This window comes from Pediococcus acidilactici (genome assembly GCF_016127815.1).
Classification (GTDB): domain Bacteria; phylum Bacillota; class Bacilli; order Lactobacillales; family Lactobacillaceae; genus Pediococcus; species Pediococcus acidilactici.
This window is the reverse complement of the sequence record NZ_CP066046.1, coordinates 1,018,959-1,041,524: the sequence shown is the minus strand read 5'-3', so window position 1 is coordinate 1,041,524 and position 22,566 is coordinate 1,018,959. Positions and strand designations below refer to the sequence as shown.

At 40.1% G+C, this 22,566-nt stretch carries 18 protein-coding genes and 1 pseudogene; 15 read left to right on the top strand and 4 right to left on the bottom strand.

Features of this window, described 5'->3' with window-relative positions; genetic code table 11:
* Positions 1-108 precede the first annotated feature (108 nt).
* A pseudogene (locus I6H64_RS05180) lies at positions 109-636 on the top strand (recombinase family protein); the annotation flags it as partial.
* A gap of 177 nt (positions 637-813) precedes the next feature.
* Positions 814-1,452: an AP2 domain-containing protein gene (locus I6H64_RS05175; protein WP_024862459.1), complete on the top strand. Its 639-nt coding sequence runs from the start codon at positions 814-816 to the stop codon at positions 1,450-1,452.
* Positions 1,453-1,622: 170 nt separating this feature from the next.
* Here I6H64_RS05175 and I6H64_RS05170 read toward each other — a convergent pair whose 3' ends face one another.
* Positions 1,623-2,744, bottom strand: a complete 1,122-nt coding sequence (locus I6H64_RS05170) for an NAD(P)-dependent alcohol dehydrogenase (protein WP_008841901.1) — start codon at positions 2,742-2,744, stop codon at positions 1,623-1,625.
* Positions 2,745-2,893: 149 nt separating this feature from the next.
* Positions 2,894-3,868, bottom strand: coding sequence for an AraC family transcriptional regulator (locus I6H64_RS05165; RefSeq protein ID WP_036685576.1), 975 nt, complete (start codon positions 3,866-3,868; stop codon positions 2,894-2,896).
* Positions 3,869-3,986: 118 nt separating this feature from the next.
* Here I6H64_RS05165 and I6H64_RS05160 point away from each other — a divergent pair, with 118 nt between their 5' ends.
* From I6H64_RS05160 to I6H64_RS05110, 11 genes are all read left to right on the top strand, one after another.
* On the top strand, positions 3,987-5,252 hold the full coding sequence (locus tag I6H64_RS05160) for an MFS transporter (RefSeq protein ID WP_008841903.1): 1,266 nt from the start codon (positions 3,987-3,989) through the stop codon (positions 5,250-5,252).
* 25 nt (positions 5,253-5,277) lie between these two features.
* Complete coding sequence (gene rhaB, locus I6H64_RS05155) at positions 5,278-6,735, top strand: rhamnulokinase (protein ID WP_141348654.1); 1,458 nt, start codon at positions 5,278-5,280, stop codon at positions 6,733-6,735.
* Positions 6,736-6,750: 15 nt separating this feature from the next.
* Complete coding sequence (rhaM, locus tag I6H64_RS05150) at positions 6,751-7,065, top strand: L-rhamnose mutarotase (RefSeq protein ID WP_005916343.1); 315 nt, start codon at positions 6,751-6,753, stop codon at positions 7,063-7,065.
* A gap of 23 nt (positions 7,066-7,088) precedes the next feature.
* Positions 7,089-8,360, top strand: a complete 1,272-nt coding sequence (locus I6H64_RS05145; RefSeq protein WP_008841905.1) for an L-rhamnose isomerase — start codon at positions 7,089-7,091, stop codon at positions 8,358-8,360.
* 24 nt (positions 8,361-8,384) lie between these two features.
* The gene (gene rhaD / locus I6H64_RS05140) at positions 8,385-9,203 is read left to right on the top strand and encodes a rhamnulose-1-phosphate aldolase (protein WP_056985196.1); all 819 of its coding nucleotides are present in this window, start codon (positions 8,385-8,387) and stop codon (positions 9,201-9,203) included.
* 210 nt (positions 9,204-9,413) lie between these two features.
* Positions 9,414-10,925: a PTS fructose transporter subunit IIC gene (locus I6H64_RS05135; RefSeq protein ID WP_005916347.1), complete on the top strand. Its 1,512-nt coding sequence runs from the start codon at positions 9,414-9,416 to the stop codon at positions 10,923-10,925.
* A 24-nt stretch (positions 10,926-10,949) separates the two neighbouring features.
* Positions 10,950-11,396 (top strand): PTS sugar transporter subunit IIA, encoded by a 447-nt coding sequence (locus tag I6H64_RS05130; RefSeq protein ID WP_005916348.1) that lies wholly within the window; start codon positions 10,950-10,952, stop codon positions 11,394-11,396.
* Between the two features lie 84 nt (positions 11,397-11,480).
* A complete protein-coding gene (locus tag I6H64_RS05125) occupies positions 11,481-14,096 on the top strand; it encodes a glycoside hydrolase family 38 N-terminal domain-containing protein (RefSeq protein WP_036685582.1) in 2,616 nt (871 codons plus the stop codon).
* Between the two features lie 16 nt (positions 14,097-14,112).
* The gene (locus tag I6H64_RS05120) at positions 14,113-14,916 is read left to right on the top strand and encodes a MurR/RpiR family transcriptional regulator (protein ID WP_232623520.1); all 804 of its coding nucleotides are present in this window, start codon (positions 14,113-14,115) and stop codon (positions 14,914-14,916) included.
* Complete coding sequence (locus I6H64_RS05115; protein WP_008841911.1) at positions 14,916-16,301, top strand: glycoside hydrolase family 1 protein; 1,386 nt, start codon at positions 14,916-14,918, stop codon at positions 16,299-16,301. The genes I6H64_RS05120 and I6H64_RS05115 overlap by 1 nt, the downstream gene beginning before the upstream one ends.
* A gap of 2 nt (positions 16,302-16,303) precedes the next feature.
* Positions 16,304-17,161, top strand: coding sequence for an ROK family protein (locus I6H64_RS05110; protein WP_008841912.1), 858 nt, complete (start codon positions 16,304-16,306; stop codon positions 17,159-17,161).
* Positions 17,162-17,236: 75 nt separating this feature from the next.
* Here the strand turns inward: I6H64_RS05110 and I6H64_RS05105 are convergent, their stop codons facing one another.
* Positions 17,237-17,989 carry a helix-turn-helix transcriptional regulator gene (locus tag I6H64_RS05105; protein WP_036685585.1) on the bottom strand — a complete coding sequence of 251 codons (753 nt, stop codon included), beginning with the start codon at positions 17,987-17,989 and terminating at the stop codon, positions 17,237-17,239.
* 106 nt (positions 17,990-18,095) lie between these two features.
* On the opposite strand from I6H64_RS05105, the gene I6H64_RS05100 reads away from it, so the two are divergent.
* Entirely contained in the window at positions 18,096-20,333 is a 2,238-nt protein-coding gene (locus tag I6H64_RS05100; protein WP_008841914.1) for an FAD-dependent oxidoreductase, read from the top strand.
* A 9-nt stretch (positions 20,334-20,342) separates the two neighbouring features.
* On the top strand, positions 20,343-21,638 hold the full coding sequence (locus I6H64_RS05095) for an MFS transporter (RefSeq protein WP_036685590.1): 1,296 nt from the start codon (positions 20,343-20,345) through the stop codon (positions 21,636-21,638).
* Positions 21,639-21,709: 71 nt separating this feature from the next.
* Here the strand turns inward: I6H64_RS05095 and I6H64_RS05090 are convergent, their stop codons facing one another.
* Positions 21,710-22,423, bottom strand: a complete 714-nt coding sequence (locus I6H64_RS05090) for a GntR family transcriptional regulator (RefSeq protein ID WP_056985195.1) — start codon at positions 22,421-22,423, stop codon at positions 21,710-21,712.
* Between the last annotated feature and the right edge of the window lie 143 nt (positions 22,424-22,566).

Here is a 22,566-nt window from a genome sequence, read left to right as displayed (position 1 = left end):
TGGTACACCCTAAAAGTTCAAAAATAAGGAGGAAGAAAAGTGAAATAGGGGTATGCAAGAGTTAGCTCAAAAGATCAAAACCTTGCGCGACAATTAGCCAGGTTAAAAGAAGTTGGGGTTAATCGAATATACAAAGAAAAGATTTCAGGAGCAATTAATGAACGCCCCGAACTTGCTAAAGTTCTTGATGTTTTAAAACCTGGCGACGAGCTTTATGTATTAGAGATGGAACGGCTAGGAAGAAATAATAAGTTTTTAACTCATATTTTTATGGAAGTTTATTTACGGGAAGCTAAACTGATTATCCTGGATTTACCAACCTTTGACGACATTGATGATGAAAATATGCGAAACTTTCTACAAAACATTTTTATCGAGACCAAGAAGTTTCAAGCAGAATCAGAACGGCAACGAATTCGAATTCGTCAACGACAAGGAATTGAATTAGCAAAAAAACGCGGGGTATACAAAGGACGGCCCGTTTTATATGGCCCAGACGTTAAAAATCCTAACCGGCGTAAGATTTATTTTGATATTCGTGATAACTTAGAAGCTGGAAAAAGCATTATGGCAATTAAAAGAAAATTAGGTGTTAGCCGTACGCTAATTTACCGAATTAAATCTGAAATGTCATAAATTAACACCTGCAAAGATTTACTTTATGTAAGTAGTAGTGTTTTGGTGTACAATAAATTGAAAAGTTAGTTACGATTTAATGATTATACATGTTGATAGTCGATGTCTTTTTAGGGTGTACCCTAAAAAGACACTTTCAAACAGAAAATAAGATACCAAAATTTGGGGAGGATTACGATGAGAATCCGTATCGATATCACTGGAAAACGTTTTGGAAAACTTGTAGCTCAGTATCCAGTTAGATCACCTAAGACTGGTAAATTGCAGTGGCATTGCCAGTGTGATTGTGGAAGGGTGACTAATGTTGATTTGCAACATTTAAAAACCGGCAATACCAAAAGCTGTGGGTATTGTACAAAAGTTCGCTACGATTTAACAGGAAAACGCTTTGGACGGCTAGTGGTGACGGGACGGACCAACCGTAAAAGTACTTCAGGTAATTATTATTGGGCTTGTCAATGTGATTGTGGCCGAAAAGTGGATGCAGAAAGCTATTTACTCCGCCATGGCAAGGTTAGGAGTTGCGGATGCTTACGAAAGGAGAAATCCGCCGAACGTTTAAAGAATAACCGAAAGATATCTGCTCAAATGGGAGCTAAGGACGCTTTTCGGGATCCAAATGGCAATCCAATTCAATCGGTAGTGACTAGTTCACGTAATCAATCAGGTGTGGTAGGGGTTTCCTTTAACTCTTCTGGAAACAAGTGGGTCGCCCGCATGATGGTTAATGGCAAAATGGTTTTAAATGAGTCTTACGACGAATTCAATGATGCTGTGGCGGCACGGCGAAAAGCTGAATTAAAATATTTAAAGTAATTAAAAGTTTTTTTGTAGCATTAAAAAGGAGTTTTCAGTTTAAAACTGAGAACTCCTTTTTTAAGGATAAAATTTTTAAAAAAAATTACCTTGGTGCGTTGACTTTAGTAAAGCCAAACTATCCGACTTTTGTTCAACTCATTTTTTCGAGATCTTTAATTTTGAGTAGGTTATTTCCCTGGAACGTAGTCAGGATCAATAATCAAGACTGGTTTAATAACTTCTCCGGAACGGGATGCTTCATTAGCTTCCTTGATATCTTCAAACTTAAAAAATTTCTCGGTTTTATCAAAGTCAAACATACCAGCTTTGTAAAATTCAATTAAACGAGGAATGTCGATTTGTGGGATTGAGTCCCCCATGTTGACCCCCACAATCTTCTTGTCATCTACACAAAGGTCGTTCCAAGTGTCTAGGTCAATGTGATTTGGCGTAACGGCAATGGTTGCGGTGGTTCCGCCTTGGGTGAGCACTTGGATAGATTGTTCCATCACTTGGGTGATTCCAGTGGTGTCGACGGCCCAGTTCACCCCGCGGCCATTCGTGAGTTTCTTAACTTCTTCAACCACGTCCACGTTACGGCTATTAATCACGTCGGTAGCGCCTAAGTCTTTAGCTAATTCCAGCCGAGAATCCACAATATCAATTCCGATTACCTTAGTGCACCCAGAAATTTTACCAGCCATCATGGCAGCCAGTCCAACCGCCCCGGTACCAAAAACAGCAATCGTATCACCAGGCCGCGGTTTGAGAGTATTAAGCACGGTTCCTGAACCAGTAACGTATCCGCAACCAAGCGGGCCTAATTTACGAAGGTCGAGTTCGTCATCAACTTTAACAGCGTTGCGTTCCCGAACCACGGTGGTGGTGGTGAAGGAGCTTTGATCAAACATGTCTGCAACGTGTTCACCATTTTCAGTGAAATGATCGGAGCCATCGGGACGTACACCGGAAAGATTGTTGGCAGCATAATTACGGCATTGGGTAGGGATGCCTTTCAAACAATTATCACAATTACCACAAGCGTAGAAACTTAAAACTACGTGATCGCCGGGTTTAAATTGGGTAACTTCTGGACCAACTTTTTCAACAATTCCGGCACCTTCATGGCCAAGAATAATTGGATAATCAATTACTGCGTCGCCAACTCGCAAGGCTTCATCGGAGTGACAAATCCCACTAGCAACCATGTGCACTTGGATATCACCCGCACCCATGGGGGCTAACTCAATATCGTCTTTGATGGTAAAATCTGCGTTTTGTTTTTCAACAACTGCTGCTTTAATTTTCATATTAACAAATCTCCTTTGTGCTTTTATGTTTTAACAGGTTCATTATTTCACAAAAGAAAGCGTTTGCAAAGAGAAAATTCGGTGAATTTGTTTCAGAAAAAGCTGAAAAATAATGCACTAGATGAAGAAATTTTTTCAAAAAATTTAAATTAACGATCATCTCCTGGCTTCCCGTGGTAAAACTCTTCGTACTTTTTATAAAAGAAGGTCTTATTAGTGATGCCAATTTGATGCATGATTTCGGTAATGGGTAGGTTGGTTGAAGAAATTAAGTTACGGGCTTGAATCAAACGTTGCTGTGTGACTGCTTGAGTGAACGTCTTTCCAGTAACTTCTTTAAACAGGTTTCCAAGATAATTTTTACTATATTTGTATTTACGTGCTAGATCATCAAGACGAATTGTTTGGTAGTTTTCGGCAATTTGTTTAAGGATTTTAGTGACCAAAATTTGTTGTTTAGTGGGATGTTGGCCGATATCGAGGGGATAGTGGCGGACGAGAAGTACAAATAAAATTTGTAGATAGGATTTAATGATTGAGTTAGAAAAATCTCGTTTTAAATAATATTCTTCGATAATTTTATCCAAAACGTTAGGAATTTCATGGCCGGATTTATGCTTAAATAATAAAAAATTTTTCGTGCCAGTTGCATCGTCAATGGCTCGATCAATTAAAAACTCGTGCAAAATACTATTACTGCGACGAATGTCATTTAATAAATTAATGCTAATAACTTGTCGTTTAAAAAGAATATTAACCAAGATATCGTGATCACCTAGGGCAGCGATTTGGTGCTTTGCGCCAATATCTAAAAGCAATAAATCACCGGTCTGTAGTTCAATTCGCTGATCGTTAACTATTTCAGTAGCATGCCCTTGAAGCATGTAATTCATTTCGAAAAAAGTATGACTGTGTGCGGGGTAGGGAGCATAACGATTGTGGCGACTAATGTAAACATCTCGATTCTTAAATAAATTGTTATTTAGAATTTGAATTTTATCGTCGCTTAATTCGCCAGTTTGAAGAACGTAAGATGGCATGTCTTCAACAAAAGATCGCTTAATCTTCTGTTTTTCCTCAACTATATTAGTTTGTGACAGCATGTGCAAGGCTCTAGGATTCATCTGAATACCTCCTGTAAATATGATACTTTTCATGAAGAACTAGGATATTTTATCACCCGTTGTAAACGATTACAATTCGGAATGTAAGCAAATATAAATGATTTGAGGGGGTATTGAAATGAGTGAAGAACAAGGATCGGTGAAATCGACCATTGCCGTATCAATCACGAATTTTTTAGATTCAGGCTCAATTGTCGCTGGAGCCAGTGGATTGACATTTTGGACAAAGGAACTGGGTCTTTCTAGTTTCCAAGTGGGGCTTTTAGGCGCGTTAAGTGCCAACGCGTTTGGTTCAGCAATTGGAGCGTTAATCGGTGGGCATCTATCAGATAAGTTTGGCCGAAAAGTAATTTACACTTATGACATGTTAGTTTACATGCTAGGAACTGCCATTATTGCTTTTTCAATTAATTTTCCAATGCTTTTGGCCGGCTTTTTAATTACGGGAATTGCTGTGGGAGCTGGGGTGCCTGCGTCCTGGACTTATATTTCAGAAACATCGGGTTCAACTGATCGGGCAAAGAATATTGGGATTTCCCAATTTGCTTGGTCAATGGGACCAGCAATCATTTTTATCGCGGGGACCATTTTAGCACCTATCGGTTTGCTTGGAAATCGACTTTTATTCATTTTCTTAACAATTGTGGCATTTATTGCGTGGCGATTGCAAAGTAAATTGGAAGAGTCTCAAGTTTTTGAAGAGCAAAAACAGGCCGAAAAAGATAGTGGGATCACTTCCCATCCGTATAAAGATCTATTTTCCAACATGGTTAATATCAAGTCACTACTTTTTTTGATTGGAGTTTACATGTTCTGGAATCTAGTTGCTGGCGCAATGGGATTTTTCATGCCGTATGTTTACGAAACGGTTGGGGGATTAACCAACATGCAAGCCAACTTATTGCAAGCAGTACTCTGGATTTTAACTGCTTTAGGTACCTATGTCGGGTTCGCTAAATTTGGTGATCGAGCAAACCACCGAATTTTCTACTTTGTTGGGGCGGCAATGGCAGCAGCGTCATGGATTGTATTAACTTATGCGGGAATGAATTGGACTAGCTTATGGCTTTTCGTAATTCTTTGGGGCGTGTCTGCTGGAATCGGCGCGCAAGCTTGGTATGCATTGTGGGCTACTGAACTGTTTCCGACTCGCTACCGGGCTGGTTCGCAAGGTGTAATGTTTTTCGTTGTGCGAGGATCCGCTGGAATATGGTCAATTATTTTTCCAACTATCTTAACTAGCATGGGCTTTAAGGCTGCCGGAACTTTCATGATTGCACTATTGATTGTTTCCTTAGTGATTGGGACGGTTTGGACACCGCATACTCGAGGAAAATCTCTAGAGCAAATTAGTAAGGAACGTTACGGTAATGACCAAGATTAGTTTGGAAAGAAGGTTGGTGGAAAAGATGAAAACATACGTTGCCGTTGACATTGGCGCATCTAGCGGACGCCTGATGCTAGCTCAACCCACCGCAGATGGGCGGCTTACATTAGAAGAGGTCCATCGATTTACTAACGGTTTCAAACTTAAAGATGGACATGACCGTTGGGATATTGACCATTTGATTCACGAGATTCTCGTGGGGTTAACCAAGGTCAAGGCGCGGGGGATTAACGCCATTGAATTAGGCATTGATACTTGGGCAGTTGACTACGTTTTAGTAGGTTTTGACGGTCAGAAGTTAGAAGATCCAATCAGTTACCGGGATCGGCGAACTTCCCAGGCGATTACCGAATTAACCAGTGAATTGCCGAAGGAATACATTTATGAAAAAACTGGAATCCAGTTCCAAGACTTTAACACGCTGTACCAGCTTTACAAGACTGATCGAGCATTACTAGCTAAAACGGACAAAATCATGATGATTCCCGACTACATTGGCTATGTACTAACTGGGAATGCAGTTACTGAAATTACTAATGCATCCACCACGCAGATGTTAAATTTACGGGTCGGCTTGTTTGATAAAGACTTGTTGGCCAAAGTTAACGTCTCTCCAGACCAATTCCCTCGGTTAGTTGAATCAGGAACGGTTTTGGGCAACTTAGGTCATAAATGGCATCGCCAATTCGATTTGCCAGAAACTGAAGTGATCACGGTAGCGACCCACGATACGGCTTCAGCAGTAGTGGGAACTCCAGGCCAGGGCGATCGCTGGGCATTCTTAAGTTCGGGGACCTGGTCGCTTCTGGGCACCGAGCTGAACGTTCCGGAAAATGGTTTAGCTGCTTTCCATGAAAACTATACAAACGAATGGGGGGCTTACGGAACTTACCGTTTCTTAAAGAACATCATGGGGTTGTGGATTGCGCAATGCGTTCGTCGTGAATTAGCAGATGAAATTAGTTTTGGAGAACTTGCTAAGCAAGCGGAAGCAGTCCGCCCGTTCCAGCAGTTCATTGACATTAATGATCCCCGGTTTGTCAATCCGGCAAACATGACGGCTGAACTACAAAATTACTGTCGGGAAACTCAACAACCGGTTCCAGAAACGCCGGGCGAACTTTTCCAAGCGATTTACAGTAACTTATCGTTATATTACGCAAATGAGCTTCAAAAATTAGATCAAATTTTAAACTACCATATTGAACGACTTAACATTGTTGGTGGGGGCAGCAACGTTGCCTTGATGAATCAACTTACCAGTACGCTAGCCAATGTGGAAGTTATTGCAGGACCTAGCGAAGCCACCGCAATTGGTAACGTCTTAGTCCAGATGATCGCAACGGACGCCGTGGAAAATATTAATGCGGGACGCCAATTGATTGGTAAGTCGTTTAAATTAAAGCATTATTATCCGGAAACTGGTAAATACGGCGACATTTTACAACAGTACCAACAATTTATTACAAGCCAAGTTTAGAAAGGAGTGGTATCAATGATCCGAATTGGACAAGTGATGTATTTACACAAAGATGCATACGCCGAATATGCAAAAAGGCATGCTGAGCTATGGCCAGAGATGAAGGAAGCCCTTAAGGAACACGGTGCACATAATTATTCGATTTACTTAAACGAAAAAACGGGGCAGACGTTTGCCTACTTAGAAGTTCCAGACGTGGCCAAGTACAACGAAATCGCTCAGACGGCAATCTGTAAAAAATGGTGGGCCTACATGAAACCATTGATGGAAACTAATCCAGATAATAGCCCGGTGACCACTGATTTAAAAGAAGTCTTTCATTTAGATTAAATAATTTTTAGGAGGAAAATAAAATGACTAAAGCAAGCGAAGTTGAAAACGCGTACAAAGTTGCTCAAGCGCGTTACGCCGAAATTGGGGTTGATACCGAAGCTATGTTGGCTAAGCTGGCGAAGATTAAATTGTCGGTGCATTGTTGGCAAGGTGATGATATTCATGGATTTGTGAATCCCGAACAAGAATTGACGGGGGGCATTGGGGTTTCTGGCGATTATCCTGGTATGGCGCGGACTCCGGATCAACTAACAGGTGATTTATCGGAGGCGTTAAGCCTAATTCCTGGAAATCATAAGGTGGCATTGCATACCTTATACGCAGTTACTAATCAGAAAAAGGACTTTGACGAAATTGGCCCAGAAGACTTCAAGTACTGGGTTGATTGGGCTAAGGAAGCGGGCGTAGGCCTAGACATGAACCCGACCTTTTTCTCACACCCAATGGTTAAACATAACTTTACCTTAGCCAGTCCCGAAAAAGACGTCCGGGACTTCTGGATTAAGGTTGGCCAACAATCCCGGGCAATTGCCAATTACTTTGGGGAAGAACTGGGTCAACAATCCGTCAACAACTTTTGGATTCCCGATGGTTTCAAGGATAATCCGATTGACAAGCTTAATCCGCGTCTCCGACTAGTCGAATCGCTGGATAAGATTTTTGCTAAACCGTATGACGAAAAAAATACTATTGAAGCAGTCGAAGGAAAACTCTTTGGCACGGGAATTGAATCTTACACGGTCGGCTCCCATCTCTTCTACAATAACTACGCCATTAGTCGTGGTAAATTATGGACCATTGATGCGGGACATTGGCATCCAACCGAAGATGTCTCGGATAAATTCTCAGCCTTCCTGCCATTTGGGAAGGGGTTGATGTTGCACGTTTCGCGTCCGGTACGTTGGGACAGTGATCACGTGGTAATTTTTGACGATGCTTTGATCCGGATTATGCGTTCGTTGGTTCGTGATCAAGAACTAGACCGGACCAACATTGGCTTAGACTTCTTTGATGCCACCATTAACCGGGTGGCTGCTTGGGTAATTGGGGCTCGGGCAACTCAGAAGGCATTATTACAAGCGCTTTTAACTCCAATTGATGACTTGAAGGAAGCTGAATTAAATTACGACTTTACGAAACGGTTGGCAGTTACGGAAGAATTAAAATCTTATCCATTTGGGGCAGTTTGGGACGAATTTTGTTTACGCAACAACGTACCGGTTGGCACCGATTGGCTCGCAAATATTCGGGATTATGAACAAAAAGTTCAATTCCCGCGGGATCAAAAATAAGATTGATAGAAGAGGCGGAAAACGATGAAATTTATTGACTCACAATACGTGAAAGAAATGAAACAAACCACGATGAATTTATACCAACACGGTTGGGACGAACGTAACGGCGGTAACGTCAGTTTGCGACTAACGACTGAAGAAGTGCGCGCATTTAGCGACGTTACTAAAACCCTCCGTTCCGTCGCCATTGATTTCGATGCAAGTGAACTGGCTGGAAAATATTATCTAGTTACCGGTACGGGACGCTACTTTAAAAATATTACCGAATATCCCGAACGAGACATGGGCTTGATCCAAATTAATCCGGATGGTCAAAGCGTGGCGATTAAATGGGGCTTTAACGACGGTGGCCAACCAACCAGCGAATTTCCAGCACACTTAATGAGTCACATTGCGCGGTTAAAACAAGACCCTGAACAACGGGTGATCATGCATTGCCACCCGACTAATTTAATTGCGATGACCTTTACTTTGCCATTGTCAGAAAAACTACTGAGTCGAACGTTGTGGCAGATGCATCCTGAATCAATCGTGGTTTTCCCAGAAGGTGTTGGGGTAATTCCATATATGTGTCCAGGAACTACCGCAATTGGAGAAGCTACTGCAACAAAAATGGTAGACCATCATGTAGTAGTTTGGCCACACCACGGAGTATTTGCGGCCGGGGACTCTTTGGATGAGACGTATGGACTAGTGGAAACGGTTGAAAAATCAGCCCTCGTATATACGGCGATTCAAGCACAAGGTGGCCAAATGTTTCAAAAGATTACCGACCAAGATTTTCGGGATTTAGCACAACGGTTTGGATTGAGTTTGCGCGAGGAATATCTGGAAGATTAGGTTAAAAATTTTTCTAAGGAATTGAGTTAAAAGACTCAATTCCTTTTTTGCTTTTAGACAATCTTTTATGTAGTAGAAAGTTGGTGTTGGTCACTTTTTTGTTGAAATTATTTTCACGAATTGCAAGAATTTCGAAATAAATACCCATATATATGAAAACAATTGCAAAAACAATGGAAGCGTTTTACAGTTGTGATGGAGGTGGAAATAATGCAAAAAAGTAGTAAGGGCCCAATGAAAATTGTGGCGGTAACGGCTTGTGCAGCTGGAATTGCGCATACATATATGGCTGCAGAATCAATTGAGAAAGCAGCTAAAGCTCGCGGAGACCAAGTTAAGGTAGAAACAGACGGGGCAATGGGGGCTGAAAACGTACTAACCGAAGCGGATATACAAGCTGCGGACTTAGTAATCGTAGCAGCCGACATTAAGATTGACCCAATTCGGTTCACCGGTAAACGATTATACGTAACCGATTCGAACGAGGCGATTGATGATGGAGCGGCTTTGATTGAAAACGCAATTGCCAAAGCAGAAGTTTTTGGGAAGAAAGGTACTAAGGTCGGTAAAATCAAAATTGGTAACGACCATAAGAAGAATGGTTTCTTTACCCACGTAATGACCGGGATCTCGTACATGATTCCGATGGTAATCTCAGCGGGATTAATTTTAACGATTGCGAACTTGTACGCGTTTCAACGAGATAGTGCGGGACGGATTGTTAAATGGGGATTTGATAACCATACTCAAATGGGGTTATTGATGTCAAATTTGTTCCAGGTAGGACAAGTTGGCTTTAAATTAATGATTCCATTGTTTGCTGGTTTTGTGGCAATGTCGATTGCTGATAAGCCTGCCATGGCACCGGCAATGATTGGAGCATATATTGCAAACGACGCGGAACTGTTACACGCAAAAGCGGGCGGTGGATTTATTGCGGCTTTATTAGTGGCATTTATTGTTGGTTACTTTGTTAAAGCACTTAAAAAAATTAAATGGCCAAAAATAATTCAACCGATTGTACCCATTATGATTATTCCGGTGATTGCGACGCTGTTTATCTCGTTAGTGGTATTTTACTTGATTGGTAGTCCGATTGCCGCGGGAATGGACGGCCTATACTCCTGGCTAAATTGGATTAACGCGCACTCAACAAGTGCTCCAATTATTTTAGGCGCAATAATTGGTGCGATGATGGGCTTCGACTTAGGTGGCCCAGTCAACAAGACAGCCTTAATTTTTGGCACGGCAGTGTTTACAGATACAATGAGTAAATATGGGATTACACATGCCAACTTTGTTCCGGGAACTGCTGCCCAAGCTGCAATTTCAGTAGCACCACTCGGAGTTTGGTTAGCTTCCGTAATTTGGAAGAAGAAGTTTTCTAAGGATGAAAAGGCGGCAGCTAGTGCGGCTCTAGGAATGGGCTTAGTGGGAGTTACCGAAGGAGCGATTCCATTTGTAGCTGCGGATCCAATTCGAATGATTATTGCTAATGTATGTGGATCAGCCGTTGCGGGTGGATTAGTTTCCCTAACCGGATGCAAGTTCTATGGTGGAATTGGTTCGCCACTAGGAACCTTTATTGGTTACATTGAACAACCAGTTCCGTTCATCACTTGGATTCTTTGTGTATGTGCGGGAATTGCGGTTACCGCTGTCATTATCGGATTTACGAGAAGCGATGCCGTTATTGAAGCGGCTAAAGCGGTAGAAGATTAAAAGTGAAAGGAAATTGACATTTATATGGATGCAAATGTTTTTTCTAAAGCAAATATTTTGTTTGATCATGACAGCCAAACTCAAGAAGAGGCTTTTCATGCCATTGCGGGACACGTTAATAAACTGGGATATGCAGATTCTGTAGACAGTTTTTTTGCGGGATTAATGAATCGAGAAAAAGAGACTACTACGGGCTTTAAAAACGGAATTGCCATTCCTCATAGTAATGACGCAAGTGTAAAACGTCCCGGACTGTTCGTAATTAAGTTTGATCACCAAATTGAATGGAACGCACTTGATAAAAAGCCAGTTCAAGTAGCGATTGCGCTATCAATTCCTCAAGAAGGATCTAAGGAACATTTACGGCTTTTAAGTGAAATTGCTAGAAAGCTGATGGACGAAGATTTTACTAAAATAATTTTAGAAAATGATGACCCAGACATTTTAGCTCAAGCAATTAATGAAATATAGTTCCATAACCAAAAAGTGGAGGCTGGGAAACATCTTTCAGCCTCTTTTTTATTAAAAATATTAGGTTTAGGAGAAAGAGTAGTAATGAAAAAAATACACGTAATTCATCATACCCACTGGGATTTTGAATGGTACTTTACGAGAGATGAAGCATTGGTTCAATTTGTTTATCACATGGACGAAGTTTTCGCAGCTTTACAAGCGCAAAAAGTCGATTACTACCTATTGGATGGGCAAATGAGTATTCTAGATGATTATTTAGATGCTTATCCAGAAAAAAGTAAGGAAATTAAAAAATGGGTTAACGCAGGTCGACTATTTATTGGGCCATGGTATACCCAAACGGATGAACTAATTATCACCGGCGAATCAATTGTTCGTAACTTAAGTTTAGGAATGAAAATGGCGCAACGGTTAGGAGGAGCACAACCAATTGGATATTTGCCGGATTCCTTTGGGCAAGGTGCGGATATGCCTAAAATTTATAACGGAATGAACATTAAAAACGCCGTTTTTTGGCGGGGGCTGCCGAAAGAAAAGACCGCTAACCGTGAATTTATTTGGAAGTCAGAAGACGGCTCACAAGTTAACGTTGCTAACATCAAGAACGGATACTTTGTTGGGGTCGGTTTAATTGAAGATGACGACGCCAAAAACATGATGACTACGGTAGTTCAAGGCGCAAGTGTCGACGACGTCCCGTTGCCGGTGGGTGGCGATCAACGTTATGTTGATTTTAATTTAAAAGAACGAATTAGCTTCTATAATCAACAACTTGACGATGCAGAGTTAGTTGAAAGTAATTATGTTAAATATTTTCAGAATCTAAAGCAGCATCAAAATGAATTGGATCAGGTTACGGGAGAATTTATTGATCCTTCCGTGTCGAAAATTCACCGCTCAATCTATTCGTCTAGGTACGACCAAAAATATCTTAATGATAAAGTAGAAAGACGAATGATCTACCAAGTAGAACCTTTGATGGCGATGGCTGAACGTGCGGGGATCCCTTATAAAAAAGCTTTGTTAGATAAAATCTGGAAATTAATCGTGCGTAACCATGCTCACGATAGCGCTGGTGGATGTAATAGCGATAAAACAAATCGGATGATTTTGGCACGGTTGGTAGAGGCGGATCAATTATCTTATTCGGTTGTTGATTACCTTACTCGTAAAATTACTGAGTCAGATGTGAGCTATGGAGAAAATACGATTACTTTCTTTAATACGTTACCATATCCAATAACTAAACGAGTTAAATTCCAATTATCACTAAAGAACCCTGCCTTTAAGCTAATGAAGGACGATCAAAAGATAATGGTAGACGTTGAAAAAGTCACCAAAGAATATCACGGGCAAATTAAGCGGGATACTAATGCGTACCAAGATGGTGATTTCTACTACAAAATTGACTGCAGCGCGCGAATAAACCTTCCGGCACTACAGTGGGAATCTTTTGATATTGTCGCTAGTGAAACCGTACCCGCATTATTGGGAAATACAACGGACAAATCGATTAGTGATAACCATTTTAAAATTGAATGGGTTGATGGAAAGCTAAACTTGACTAATTTGAAGGATCAAACTTTGGTTGAAGACTTTATGTATATTGAAGACGGCGGAGACGAAGGGGATACTTATGATTACTCGCCGGCTTACAAAGATCAAGTTTATCGTTTAGATTTTAAGGACGCTGCGGTCACTACCCGTAAAGGACGGGTGACTAGCCAATTAATTTTACAAGGAACCTGGGCAGTTCCGGTTGACTTAGCATCACGGGCAGAAAACTTGCAAAATCAACAAATCAACTACCAGTTAGAGCTCGAGTTAGACGGAAGTGGTCGGATTAATCATGAATTACAAATTCACAACGAGGCCAAGGACCATCGCATGCGAGTGATTAATCGCACTAACATTTATGCTAAGGCCTCTTACGCGGACACTGGTTTTGGCTATATTAAAAGGCCAGTAGTGGATCCCCACTTAAAGGATTGGCAAGCAATTGGCTATCACGAAGAACCTACGGCCATTTTTCCGATGATCCACTACGTTAACGTACACGATGATAAACGTAGTGTCAGCTTCTTAACAAAGGGGATCAAAGAATATCAGATTACAGGCGCTCAAAATGATCGAGTAGCCTTAACATTGTTTAGATCAGTAGGTTACTTGGGGCGTCCAGATTTGCTCCGACGTCCGGGAGTAGCGTCTGGGAATCAATTTACCTATATTCCTACACCAGATAGCCAGCTACAAAAGGAAATGCATTTTAAATGGGCAATTTACATTAGCAAACAGTTTGATCCAGCTGAGGTAAGTAAAGAGTTTATGGAGTATGCGGTGACTAATCCGAACTATCAAGCCCAAGATTTAAATCAGTTTACTAACACTTTGAAGTACTTTGTGATGCACCCGCTAAAAAATACGATTAAAGCACAACCATTTTTTGAATTGGTTGACCGGCGAATCACCTTTAGTAGCTTAACAAAAAGCATTGATGGAACAGCAGATTTAATTCGAGTAGTTAATTTAAACAAGCAAAAAGTTCAAATTGATCAACTCATTAACCTCGATAAGCAGTATTATATAAATGAAACCGATTTCTCGGGGCGGATTAGAAAAGATTTAGGCTATGCGGCAAGCATTGAAAAAATTAGCTTCCAACCGGGAGAGGTGAAGACCTTTAAAATAGCGAGATGAGTATATGAGTGAATCAATGAGTAATTTAATATTGATGATTGAATCAAAGCGGGAACAATTTACGGACGTGGAGCAAATAATTGCCAACTACTTTGTCGCTCACCAAGAAGTGCGCGACATTAATGGATTGGCCAAAAAATTAGCGGTATCACCGTCTTCAATTACTAGGTTCAGCCACAAAATTGGGTTAAGTAATTACAAGGAGCTAGTGTTTTTGTATAAAGAATACCTAGGCTCGCTAAACCGTAAAGTTTCGCGAATTTCAAGTGACGTAGTGGACAGTTACCGGGCCATTGCCCAACGGACGAGCGATCGTTACGATGAACAAACCGTGCAACTTTTCTGTGAACGAATTTTTAAAAATCGCATTATTTTCTTTTGGGGGTTAGGATTTAACTCCTTTGTCGGACTAGATTTTGAATTTCGGTTTGCCCGGTTTGGTAAGATAGTCCAGCATTTTAGTGATCAGCAGTCGATATCCTTAAACGCAAATTTTTTAAAAAAAGGCGATACTCTGTTAATCTCTTCAATTAGCGCAAAGGACAAATCCATACTTAAGTCAATTGAAACGGCTAAAGCTCGTGGCGCACATATCTTATTGATTACTGCTAATCATGAATCGGCTTACCTACCATACTGCGATGGAGTAATGTATACTGCAAGTTTTTCTCCAGAAGAGTCGTTAGGAAATATTTCTCCGCAGGTTCCAGCGCTAATTGATCTGGATATTATTTATTCAAAGTACATTGATTTACACCAACATGATTTATCTCAGTGGGCTAAATCTGAAAATATATTGAAAAATTGGAGGAAGAGTTAATGCAATTTCCTGAAAACTTTCTTTGGGGAGCGGCGGCGTCAGCTCCGCAAACGGAAGGACACAGTCTAGAAGATGGCAAGTCGGCCACTACCTGGGACAAGTGGTTTGCAATGAATCCTGAAAAATTTAACGAAGGACAAGGACCAGAAAATACGTCAAACGTATATGAAGAGTATCCTAACGATGTTCAAATTATGGAAGATTTACATTTAAATTCGTACCGGACATCAATTGCCTGGGCCCGGTTGCTTCCTGACGGGAAAACTTTAAACGTTGCGGCGGTTAAATTCTATCGGCAGTATTTCCAAGAGTTAATTAATCACGGAGTTCACCCGATTATTAACCTTTTCCACTTTGATATGCCCTGGTGGCTAATGGAAAAAGGAGGTTGGGAAACACGGGAGGCAGTTGACGCGTTTTACTTTTATGCGAAAACAGCTTTTGAGCAATTTGGGGATTTAATTACGGATTGGGTAACGTTCAACGAGCCGATTGTGCATATCGAAATGGGTTACTTGTACGGTTTCCATTATCCAGCGGCGGTGGACTTCAAAAAAGCTATTCAGGTAGGGTATCATACGTTGATGGCTCACGTCATGGCAGTTAAAGCGTTTCGGGAAGCAAACATTTCTGGTGGAAAAATTGGAATTATTTTGAACGTTACACCGGCTTATGCGCGAAGCAATGATAAAGTAGACCAAATAGCTAAGGAAACTGCGGATTTATTATTGAGTCGCAGCTTTCTTGATCCAGCAGTCTTAGGAGAAATTCCGTCAGAGTTGATTGACCTGGTTAAAAAGCATCAAATGTTACCGGAAACTAAAGAATCGGACAGAAAACTAATTGCCGAATATACTGTTGATTTCATCGGGATTAATTATTATCAGCCACTCCGAGTCAAAGCACCCGAGAAACCAAATTTTCCGGCTCAAAATACCGACGATTTATTTGCTAATTACGAATGGCCAGAGCGCCGAATTAATCCATACCGGGGCTGGGAAATTTACCCAGAAGCATTATATGATGTGGCCATGATGATGAAAGAGCGTTACCACAACATTCCTTGGTACGTAAGCGAAAATGGTATGGGAGTTGCTGATGAGCGCCGGTATGCCGATGCAAACGGACAAATTGATGACCAATACCGTATTGACTTTATTAAAGAACATTTAACCCAGTTACATAGAGCCATTACAGAGGGAAGTAATTGTTTTGGATACCATTTGTGGACTTTCGTAGATTGTTGGTCCTGGTTGAATGGGTACCGAAATCGTTACGGTTTAGTGAGTGTCGATTTAGATAATCATTATCAACGGACTATTAAAAAGAGTGGCTACTGGTACCGTGATTTAATTAAGCAAAATGGCTTTTCAGTGGAGGATTAATAATGAAGAATTTAATTACAATTGATGTAGGGGGCACGTCAATTAAGTACGGATTATGGCATGAAGAAGACCAGCGCCTTAGTGATCAAGGACAAGTTGCTACCCCCGCCAAGCTTACTGATTTTTACCAAGTTTTACAAACAATTAGTGCAAAATTTACTAACGTTGCTGGCGTAGGGATGAGTATCCCAGGGGCGGTTGACCAAAATACCGGAGTGATTGGCGGGATTAGTGCTTTGCCATACATTCATAATTTTCCCATCCAAAAAGAACTCGAAGAAAAATTAGGGCTGCCAGTGGCGATGGAAAACGATGCTAACTGCGCTGCTTTAGCAGAAGTTGCGTTGGGTGCCGCTAAGGACATGCAAAATGTTTTATTCGTGGTAATTGGTACCGGGGTTGGTGGAGCAGTCGTAGTTGATCGCAAAATCGTGCATGGCCACCAACTTTATGGTGGTGAATTTGGAATGATGCTAGGACTAGATAACCAGCAGTTAAGCATGGTGGGCACGGCTGTTAAAGTTGCGGAACGATACAATGCACAAAAAGGCACGCAATGGACTGGACAACAGGTTTTTGAATTGGCAACTAGGGGCGATCAATTAGCCATTACGGAAGTGCAAAAGATGTATGCTAACTTAGCGCACGTTATTTATAATATCCAGTTTAGTACCGACCCCGAAGCCATAATTATTGGGGGAGGTATCTCTGCTAACCGAGAATTTATTAACGGCTTGAACCAAACGTTAAGCGATTTAGTGGGACAATTAAACGGTATCCCAATCACACCCCAAGTAATTGCTGCTAAAATGCATAATGATGCTAATTTGGTAGGGGCGGCTTACAATTTTTATCATTAAATATAGATGAATAGTCATAATAATAAACAGCTACTGACATATTAAGATGTTGGTGGCTGTTTTTTATTATATTAACTAAATAATGTGATTTTTCCGAAATTCACTTGGTGAGCAGTTTAAGTAGCGACTAAAAACCCGACTTAAATAGAATGAATCATTAAAACCAGTTGTATCGGCTATTTCTGTTAGCGAGAGGTCGGTAGTAATTAATAGGGATTGAACCTTTTTAAGTTTGATTTTGGTATAAAAACTAATTGGAGACTCACCAGTTACCTTTTTAAAAGTTTTAGAAAAGTAGGCAGCATTAAGTCCAACTTGGGAAGCAATTTTATTAATGGAAAGCGTTAAATCCTGGTGCATTAGATTAATTGCAGCAGTAATTGTCTGATTGCGATGACGAATATTTTTCGGGGCTGGTTGAAAATAAGTCATAATTTTAGTGATCATAAAATCATTAACAATGTGATTACGAACTATTTGAGCACGGGGATGAAAACTAAAGTTCGTTTTCTTTAGCATGCTACAGTTTTCAGTAAAGCGGCTAGTAGAGTAGTGGTGATTTCCAATCATAGAATGGGGAATGTCAGTATCAGAAGTCAAACGGACGAAGTGAAAAGTCATAGTTAGTAGCATTTTACGCTGAAAGTTAGTATATGGCGGAACGACTAAAACATCATTTGCTTTAGCAACCCCCTCATGATTATTGAAGTGGTACCAACAAGCTCCTTTTTCAATGATGTACATGACGTATTGTGAATCTACGTCAGCACTAAGTTGAAAACGGGGCTTATTTTGCCAATATGCATATCCAGCAGTTTCAACAGACATCGGAAAATCCTCCTTTGTATTTTGACAAAAATAATACATGTTTAACTAAAAAAAGTAAATTGTGCAAATGGTCACAACTGGGTATCTTAAGACCAAGGAGACGAATATGATGTTAGAAGAAAATGTAACCGCTGACATAACGGTGATTGGTGGCGGATTAGCAGGTGTTTGTGCTGCAATCGCCGCAGCACGCTTGAATCATAAAGTAACGTTAGTACAAAATCGAGGAGTCTTGGGGGGGAATTCAAGCAGCGAAATTCGTGTATGGGTGGCAGGCGCAACTAAGCATGGAGTTAATCGATATGCAAGAGAGACGGGAATTATGGGGGAATTATTTGTAGAAAATCAGTACCGTAATCCAGAGGGAAACCCATACTTATGGGATGCATTATTAATGGAAAAGGTAAAAGAGGAAAGTAACATCCGCTTATTTTTGAATACCGAAATAATGACGGTGAAAATGCAGGACCATCAAAAGATCGAATCAATTACAGGTTTTATGTCAGGTTCAGAAAGGCTAATTACTTTCAAGAGTTCCCACTTTATTGATTGCAGTGGAGATGGCATCGTAGCTTTTTTAGCGGGAGCAAAATTTCGGCTTGGGCGAGAAAGTCGGGCAGAATTTAACGAAAGCTTAGCACCGCTTCACGAAGATAAAACGACCCTAGGTAGCACACTATTTTTCTATACTAAGGATCTTGGTCGTCCAGTAAAGTACGTTAAACCAAGTTTTGCAAGAGACATTACTAAGACTTCAATTATTAAAAATCGAATTATTAAAAAAGAAGATAATGGTTGTGCTTATTGGTGGATTGAATGGGGCGGTGAGTTAGACGTTGTTCATGATAACGAAAAAATTAGGGACGAATTGCAAGCTATCGTATACGGAATTTGGGATTATATTAAAAATTCCGGAAATTATGATGCTGATAACTTAACTTTGGAATGGATTGGTTCAGTACCTGGGAAAAGAGAATATCGTAGGTTTGAAGGAGATTATACACTAAAGCAAACTGATATTGAAGAACAAGTGTTGTTTAAAGATCGGATTGGCTTTGGAGGATGGTCAATTGACTTACATCCAGCTTCTGGCGTTTACAACGACTCTGTTGGCGCACAACATTCCGTTCCTGATGGAATCTATCATATTCCATATCGCATACTGTATTCAAAAAATATTAGTAATTTATTTTTAGCCGGAAGAGATGTTTCTACGTCTCACGTAGCTTTTGGAACGGTTCGCGTAATGGCAACCTGCGCAGTAATGGGGCAGGCAGCAGGGACTGCAGCAGCCATTGCAGTTAAACATAACGCTAATCCTCGCGATGTTTATTTGCGATATTTAAAGGAATATCAGCAAACTTTATTGAGAGAAGACGGTGCGATATTAGGGATTAAAAATCAAGATGAACACGACCTAGCCCGGCAGGCTGACATTACGTCCACTAGCACATTAACTGAAATTAACACTTACGTGGCGAATGCTGAACCATATCGATTAATTAAAGCAGCGGCTTTTACCATTCCCGTAGATCCTCAAGTTAACCAATTGGATATTTTTTTAACAACCGAAAAGGCGACTTCTTTAGTAGTTAAGTGGTACAGTACCGGGAACCCACAAAATTATATTCCGGATACGTTAATTGGTGAACAAAAAATAAAAATTGGTAAAGGGTTTAGCGGATGGCAAGAAGTTAAAGTTAATTACCAGCCTAGTCGTGCACAAAACTTATTTGTGGTAATTGAAAAAAACGAAAATTGCACTTTATATCTAGGAAATCAAGAGTTTGCCGGGGTTTTGAGCTATGTAAATAATCCTATTGCCGAATTGAGCCAGCCGGAGCTGCATGATTATTCTCGAAAAAGTCCACTATTGTATTGGACAAATCAATTAATTAACCGGCGGAACTTTGTTTTTCGAGTAAAACAAACTAACGCATTTCAACCAACGAAAATTATTAATGGGTATGTTCGACCTTATAGTGGACCCAATATGTGGGTTACTAATTTTAACGGTCAACCAGAAGCCATCGAACTAAGTTGGAAAGGACTCCAGAATATCAAACAGATTAACCTGACATTTAACGATGACGTTAACGAAGATATTATTAATCTACACCACCATCGTACGTATTTTGATGAGGTCCCCGAACTAGTAAAGGCGTTTAACCTATACTACTGGGAAGCCGGTAGTTGGAAACGGTGGTGGTCGGTAGATCAAAATCGTCAACGGCATTTGGTGAAAGAATTTGAGCAACCTATTCAGACTAATAAATTGAAATTAGAGTTACTCCAAACCAATGGTAGTCAACAGTTTTCTTTATTTGAAGTTCGAGTATATTAGGAGGTTCGTATGGCACCTTTAGAAAAGTCTAAAAGATTATCAACAAATATGCGCTACGTAATTTTAGCTTTTGTTTTTATTAATATAGTGATTAATTACATGGATCGTACAAATGTTTCGATTGCGATGCCGGAATTATCTAAAGAAATAGGACTGTCAACTGTCCAACAAGGCCTTATCTTTTCGGCATTTGGTTGGATTTACGCTGCGATGCAAATTCCAGGAGGAATCTTGCTAGATAAGTTTGGTTCCCGAATAATGTACTTCATTAGTTTATTTGGTTGGTCATTGGTCACGGTATTTCAAGCATTTATTAGTGGGTTTGGGCAATTAATGGGATTACGACTAGGAGTAGGATTTTTTGAAGCACCAGTAATGCCAGCTAATAACCGGGCAATTTCTTATTGGTTTCCCGAAGACGAACGGGGTACGGCAATCGGAATTTATTCGTCCGCCCAATTCTTAGGATTAGCATTTTCAACCCCAATTTTATACGGAATTCATAATTCAATTGGTTGGCGAGGGCTTTTCGTCGTAACTGGAGTAGTTGGAATCCTCTGGTCAATTGTTTGGTATATATTTTATTCTGACCCAGATAAAAGCCGATTTGTCGGCCAAGACGAATTAAAATATATAAAAGCTGGGGGTGCGATTACTGATGATGATTTGAAGAATGTTGATAAGCACAAAGTTAAACTCAATTCGCAAAACATCAAACAGCTATTTTCACGAAGATTGATTGGAATTTATATTGGACAATTTGCAATTTCGGGGACGTTTTGGTTTTTCCTAACATGGTTTCCAACCTATTTAACAAAAGCAAAGCACGTTAATTTTTTGCAGTCCGGTTTTTTGTCTTCGATTCCATATTTAGCAGCTTTTTGTGGGGTAATATTGGCAGGATTTATTTCTGATCAGTTAATTAAAAAGGGGCGTTCAGCTAGTTTGGCCCGGAAAGCTCCCGTAATTACAGGGCTATTGTTAACGCTGCTAATTTTAGGGGCAAACTTTGTTTCTAGTCCAGCTTTGATTATCTTATTTATGTCGATTGCCTTTTTTGGAAATGGCTTGGCGACCATTACGTGGGTATTTGTTACTGCGTTAGCTCCTAAACACCTAATTGGATTGGCAGGTGGAATATTTAACGGATGTGGAGCTTTATCTTCAATAGTGATTCCAATTGTAATTGGTATTCTAGTTTCTAATGGTAATTTTTCTTCAGCCTTGGTATTCATAGCAGCAATTGCTTTGCTGGGCGCGCTTTCTTACATTTTTGTCGTCGGTAAAATCGAGTTAAAAGATTAATTATTTAGCATATTAGACTTAAAAAGCAGGACCTCATGTTTAACATGGAGATCTGCTTTTTAGTATAAAAATTATTTATTTAAATGGACATCCAAAACAAACTGACTTTGATCACCAATAAATTTAGAAATTGAATATTCAAAAGCCCGGCCACGCTGGTCATAGGCGGTTTGTTTGATTACAAAAAGAGGGCTAGCAACTTTAACGCCAAGAATACTAGCAGCTTCTTCATCAGCAGCTTCAGCATAGACAATTCTTTGAGCATCCGTTAACTGTAATTTTGCTTTGCTGCCTAAGTAGTCATAAATGGATTCTTGAATGATTTTTTCGTCTAATGGAGCGATGCTGACTGGCATGAGGGTGTGCTCAAAGCTGTATTTTTCTCCATTAATTAATCGAAGACGCTTAATTTCATAAACAGGTTCATTACCCTTTATTTGTAAATTTTTTTGTTCCTCTTTAGATGGCAAACGGGCATCAAAATGCAAAATTTTACTAGTTATTTTTTGGTCACGATGAGAATAGGTTACACCTACGGGTAAGTCAAGGGGCAACAATTCACCAGACTGATTGTTCATCCTTTGGCGGACAAAGGTGCCGGACCCTTGCTTGCTAAATACTAATCCTTCTTCCTCTAGCAAATGAATGGATTTTTTTAAGGTGATACGAGAAATGTCATATTTATTAGCTAACTCATCTTGGGTAGGCAAAGCATGGCCAGCACGATAGTGATTAGTTAAGATGTCTCGTTTAATGTCTGAGTAGACCTCACGATATCTGAACATAAAGATAAACCCCTTATTTAAGATTTGTATATACATATTAACGCTAAAAATATTATTTGTATACGTTTTTGTTTAAAATTTGTATTTACAAATTAATAAATTGACTTTAATATAATAGGTGAAATGAAAGCGCTTGATTTCGA

Coding starts and splice junctions, on each gene's coding strand:
- I6H64_RS05175 (WP_024862459.1), top strand. CDS start 814: ATGAGAATCCGTATCGATATCACTGGAAAACGTTTTGGAAAACTTGTA.
- I6H64_RS05170 (WP_008841901.1), bottom strand. CDS start 2,744: ATGAAAATTAAAGCAGCAGTTGTTGAAAAACAAAACGCAGATTTTACC.
- I6H64_RS05165 (WP_036685576.1), bottom strand. CDS start 3,868: ATGAATCCTAGAGCCTTGCACATGCTGTCACAAACTAATATAGTTGAG.
- I6H64_RS05160 (WP_008841903.1), top strand. CDS start 3,987: ATGAGTGAAGAACAAGGATCGGTGAAATCGACCATTGCCGTATCAATC.
- rhaB (WP_141348654.1), top strand. CDS start 5,278: ATGAAAACATACGTTGCCGTTGACATTGGCGCATCTAGCGGACGCCTG.
- rhaM (WP_005916343.1), top strand. CDS start 6,751: ATGATCCGAATTGGACAAGTGATGTATTTACACAAAGATGCATACGCC.
- I6H64_RS05145 (WP_008841905.1), top strand. CDS start 7,089: ATGACTAAAGCAAGCGAAGTTGAAAACGCGTACAAAGTTGCTCAAGCG.
- rhaD (WP_056985196.1), top strand. CDS start 8,385: ATGAAATTTATTGACTCACAATACGTGAAAGAAATGAAACAAACCACG.
- I6H64_RS05135 (WP_005916347.1), top strand. CDS start 9,414: ATGCAAAAAAGTAGTAAGGGCCCAATGAAAATTGTGGCGGTAACGGCT.
- I6H64_RS05130 (WP_005916348.1), top strand. CDS start 10,950: ATGGATGCAAATGTTTTTTCTAAAGCAAATATTTTGTTTGATCATGAC.
- I6H64_RS05125 (WP_036685582.1), top strand. CDS start 11,481: ATGAAAAAAATACACGTAATTCATCATACCCACTGGGATTTTGAATGG.
- I6H64_RS05120 (WP_232623520.1), top strand. CDS start 14,113: ATGAGTAATTTAATATTGATGATTGAATCAAAGCGGGAACAATTTACG.
- I6H64_RS05115 (WP_008841911.1), top strand. CDS start 14,916: ATGCAATTTCCTGAAAACTTTCTTTGGGGAGCGGCGGCGTCAGCTCCG.
- I6H64_RS05110 (WP_008841912.1), top strand. CDS start 16,304: ATGAAGAATTTAATTACAATTGATGTAGGGGGCACGTCAATTAAGTAC.
- I6H64_RS05105 (WP_036685585.1), bottom strand. CDS start 17,989: ATGTCTGTTGAAACTGCTGGATATGCATATTGGCAAAATAAGCCCCGT.
- I6H64_RS05100 (WP_008841914.1), top strand. CDS start 18,096: ATGATGTTAGAAGAAAATGTAACCGCTGACATAACGGTGATTGGTGGC.
- I6H64_RS05095 (WP_036685590.1), top strand. CDS start 20,343: ATGGCACCTTTAGAAAAGTCTAAAAGATTATCAACAAATATGCGCTAC.
- I6H64_RS05090 (WP_056985195.1), bottom strand. CDS start 22,423: ATGTTCAGATATCGTGAGGTCTACTCAGACATTAAACGAGACATCTTA.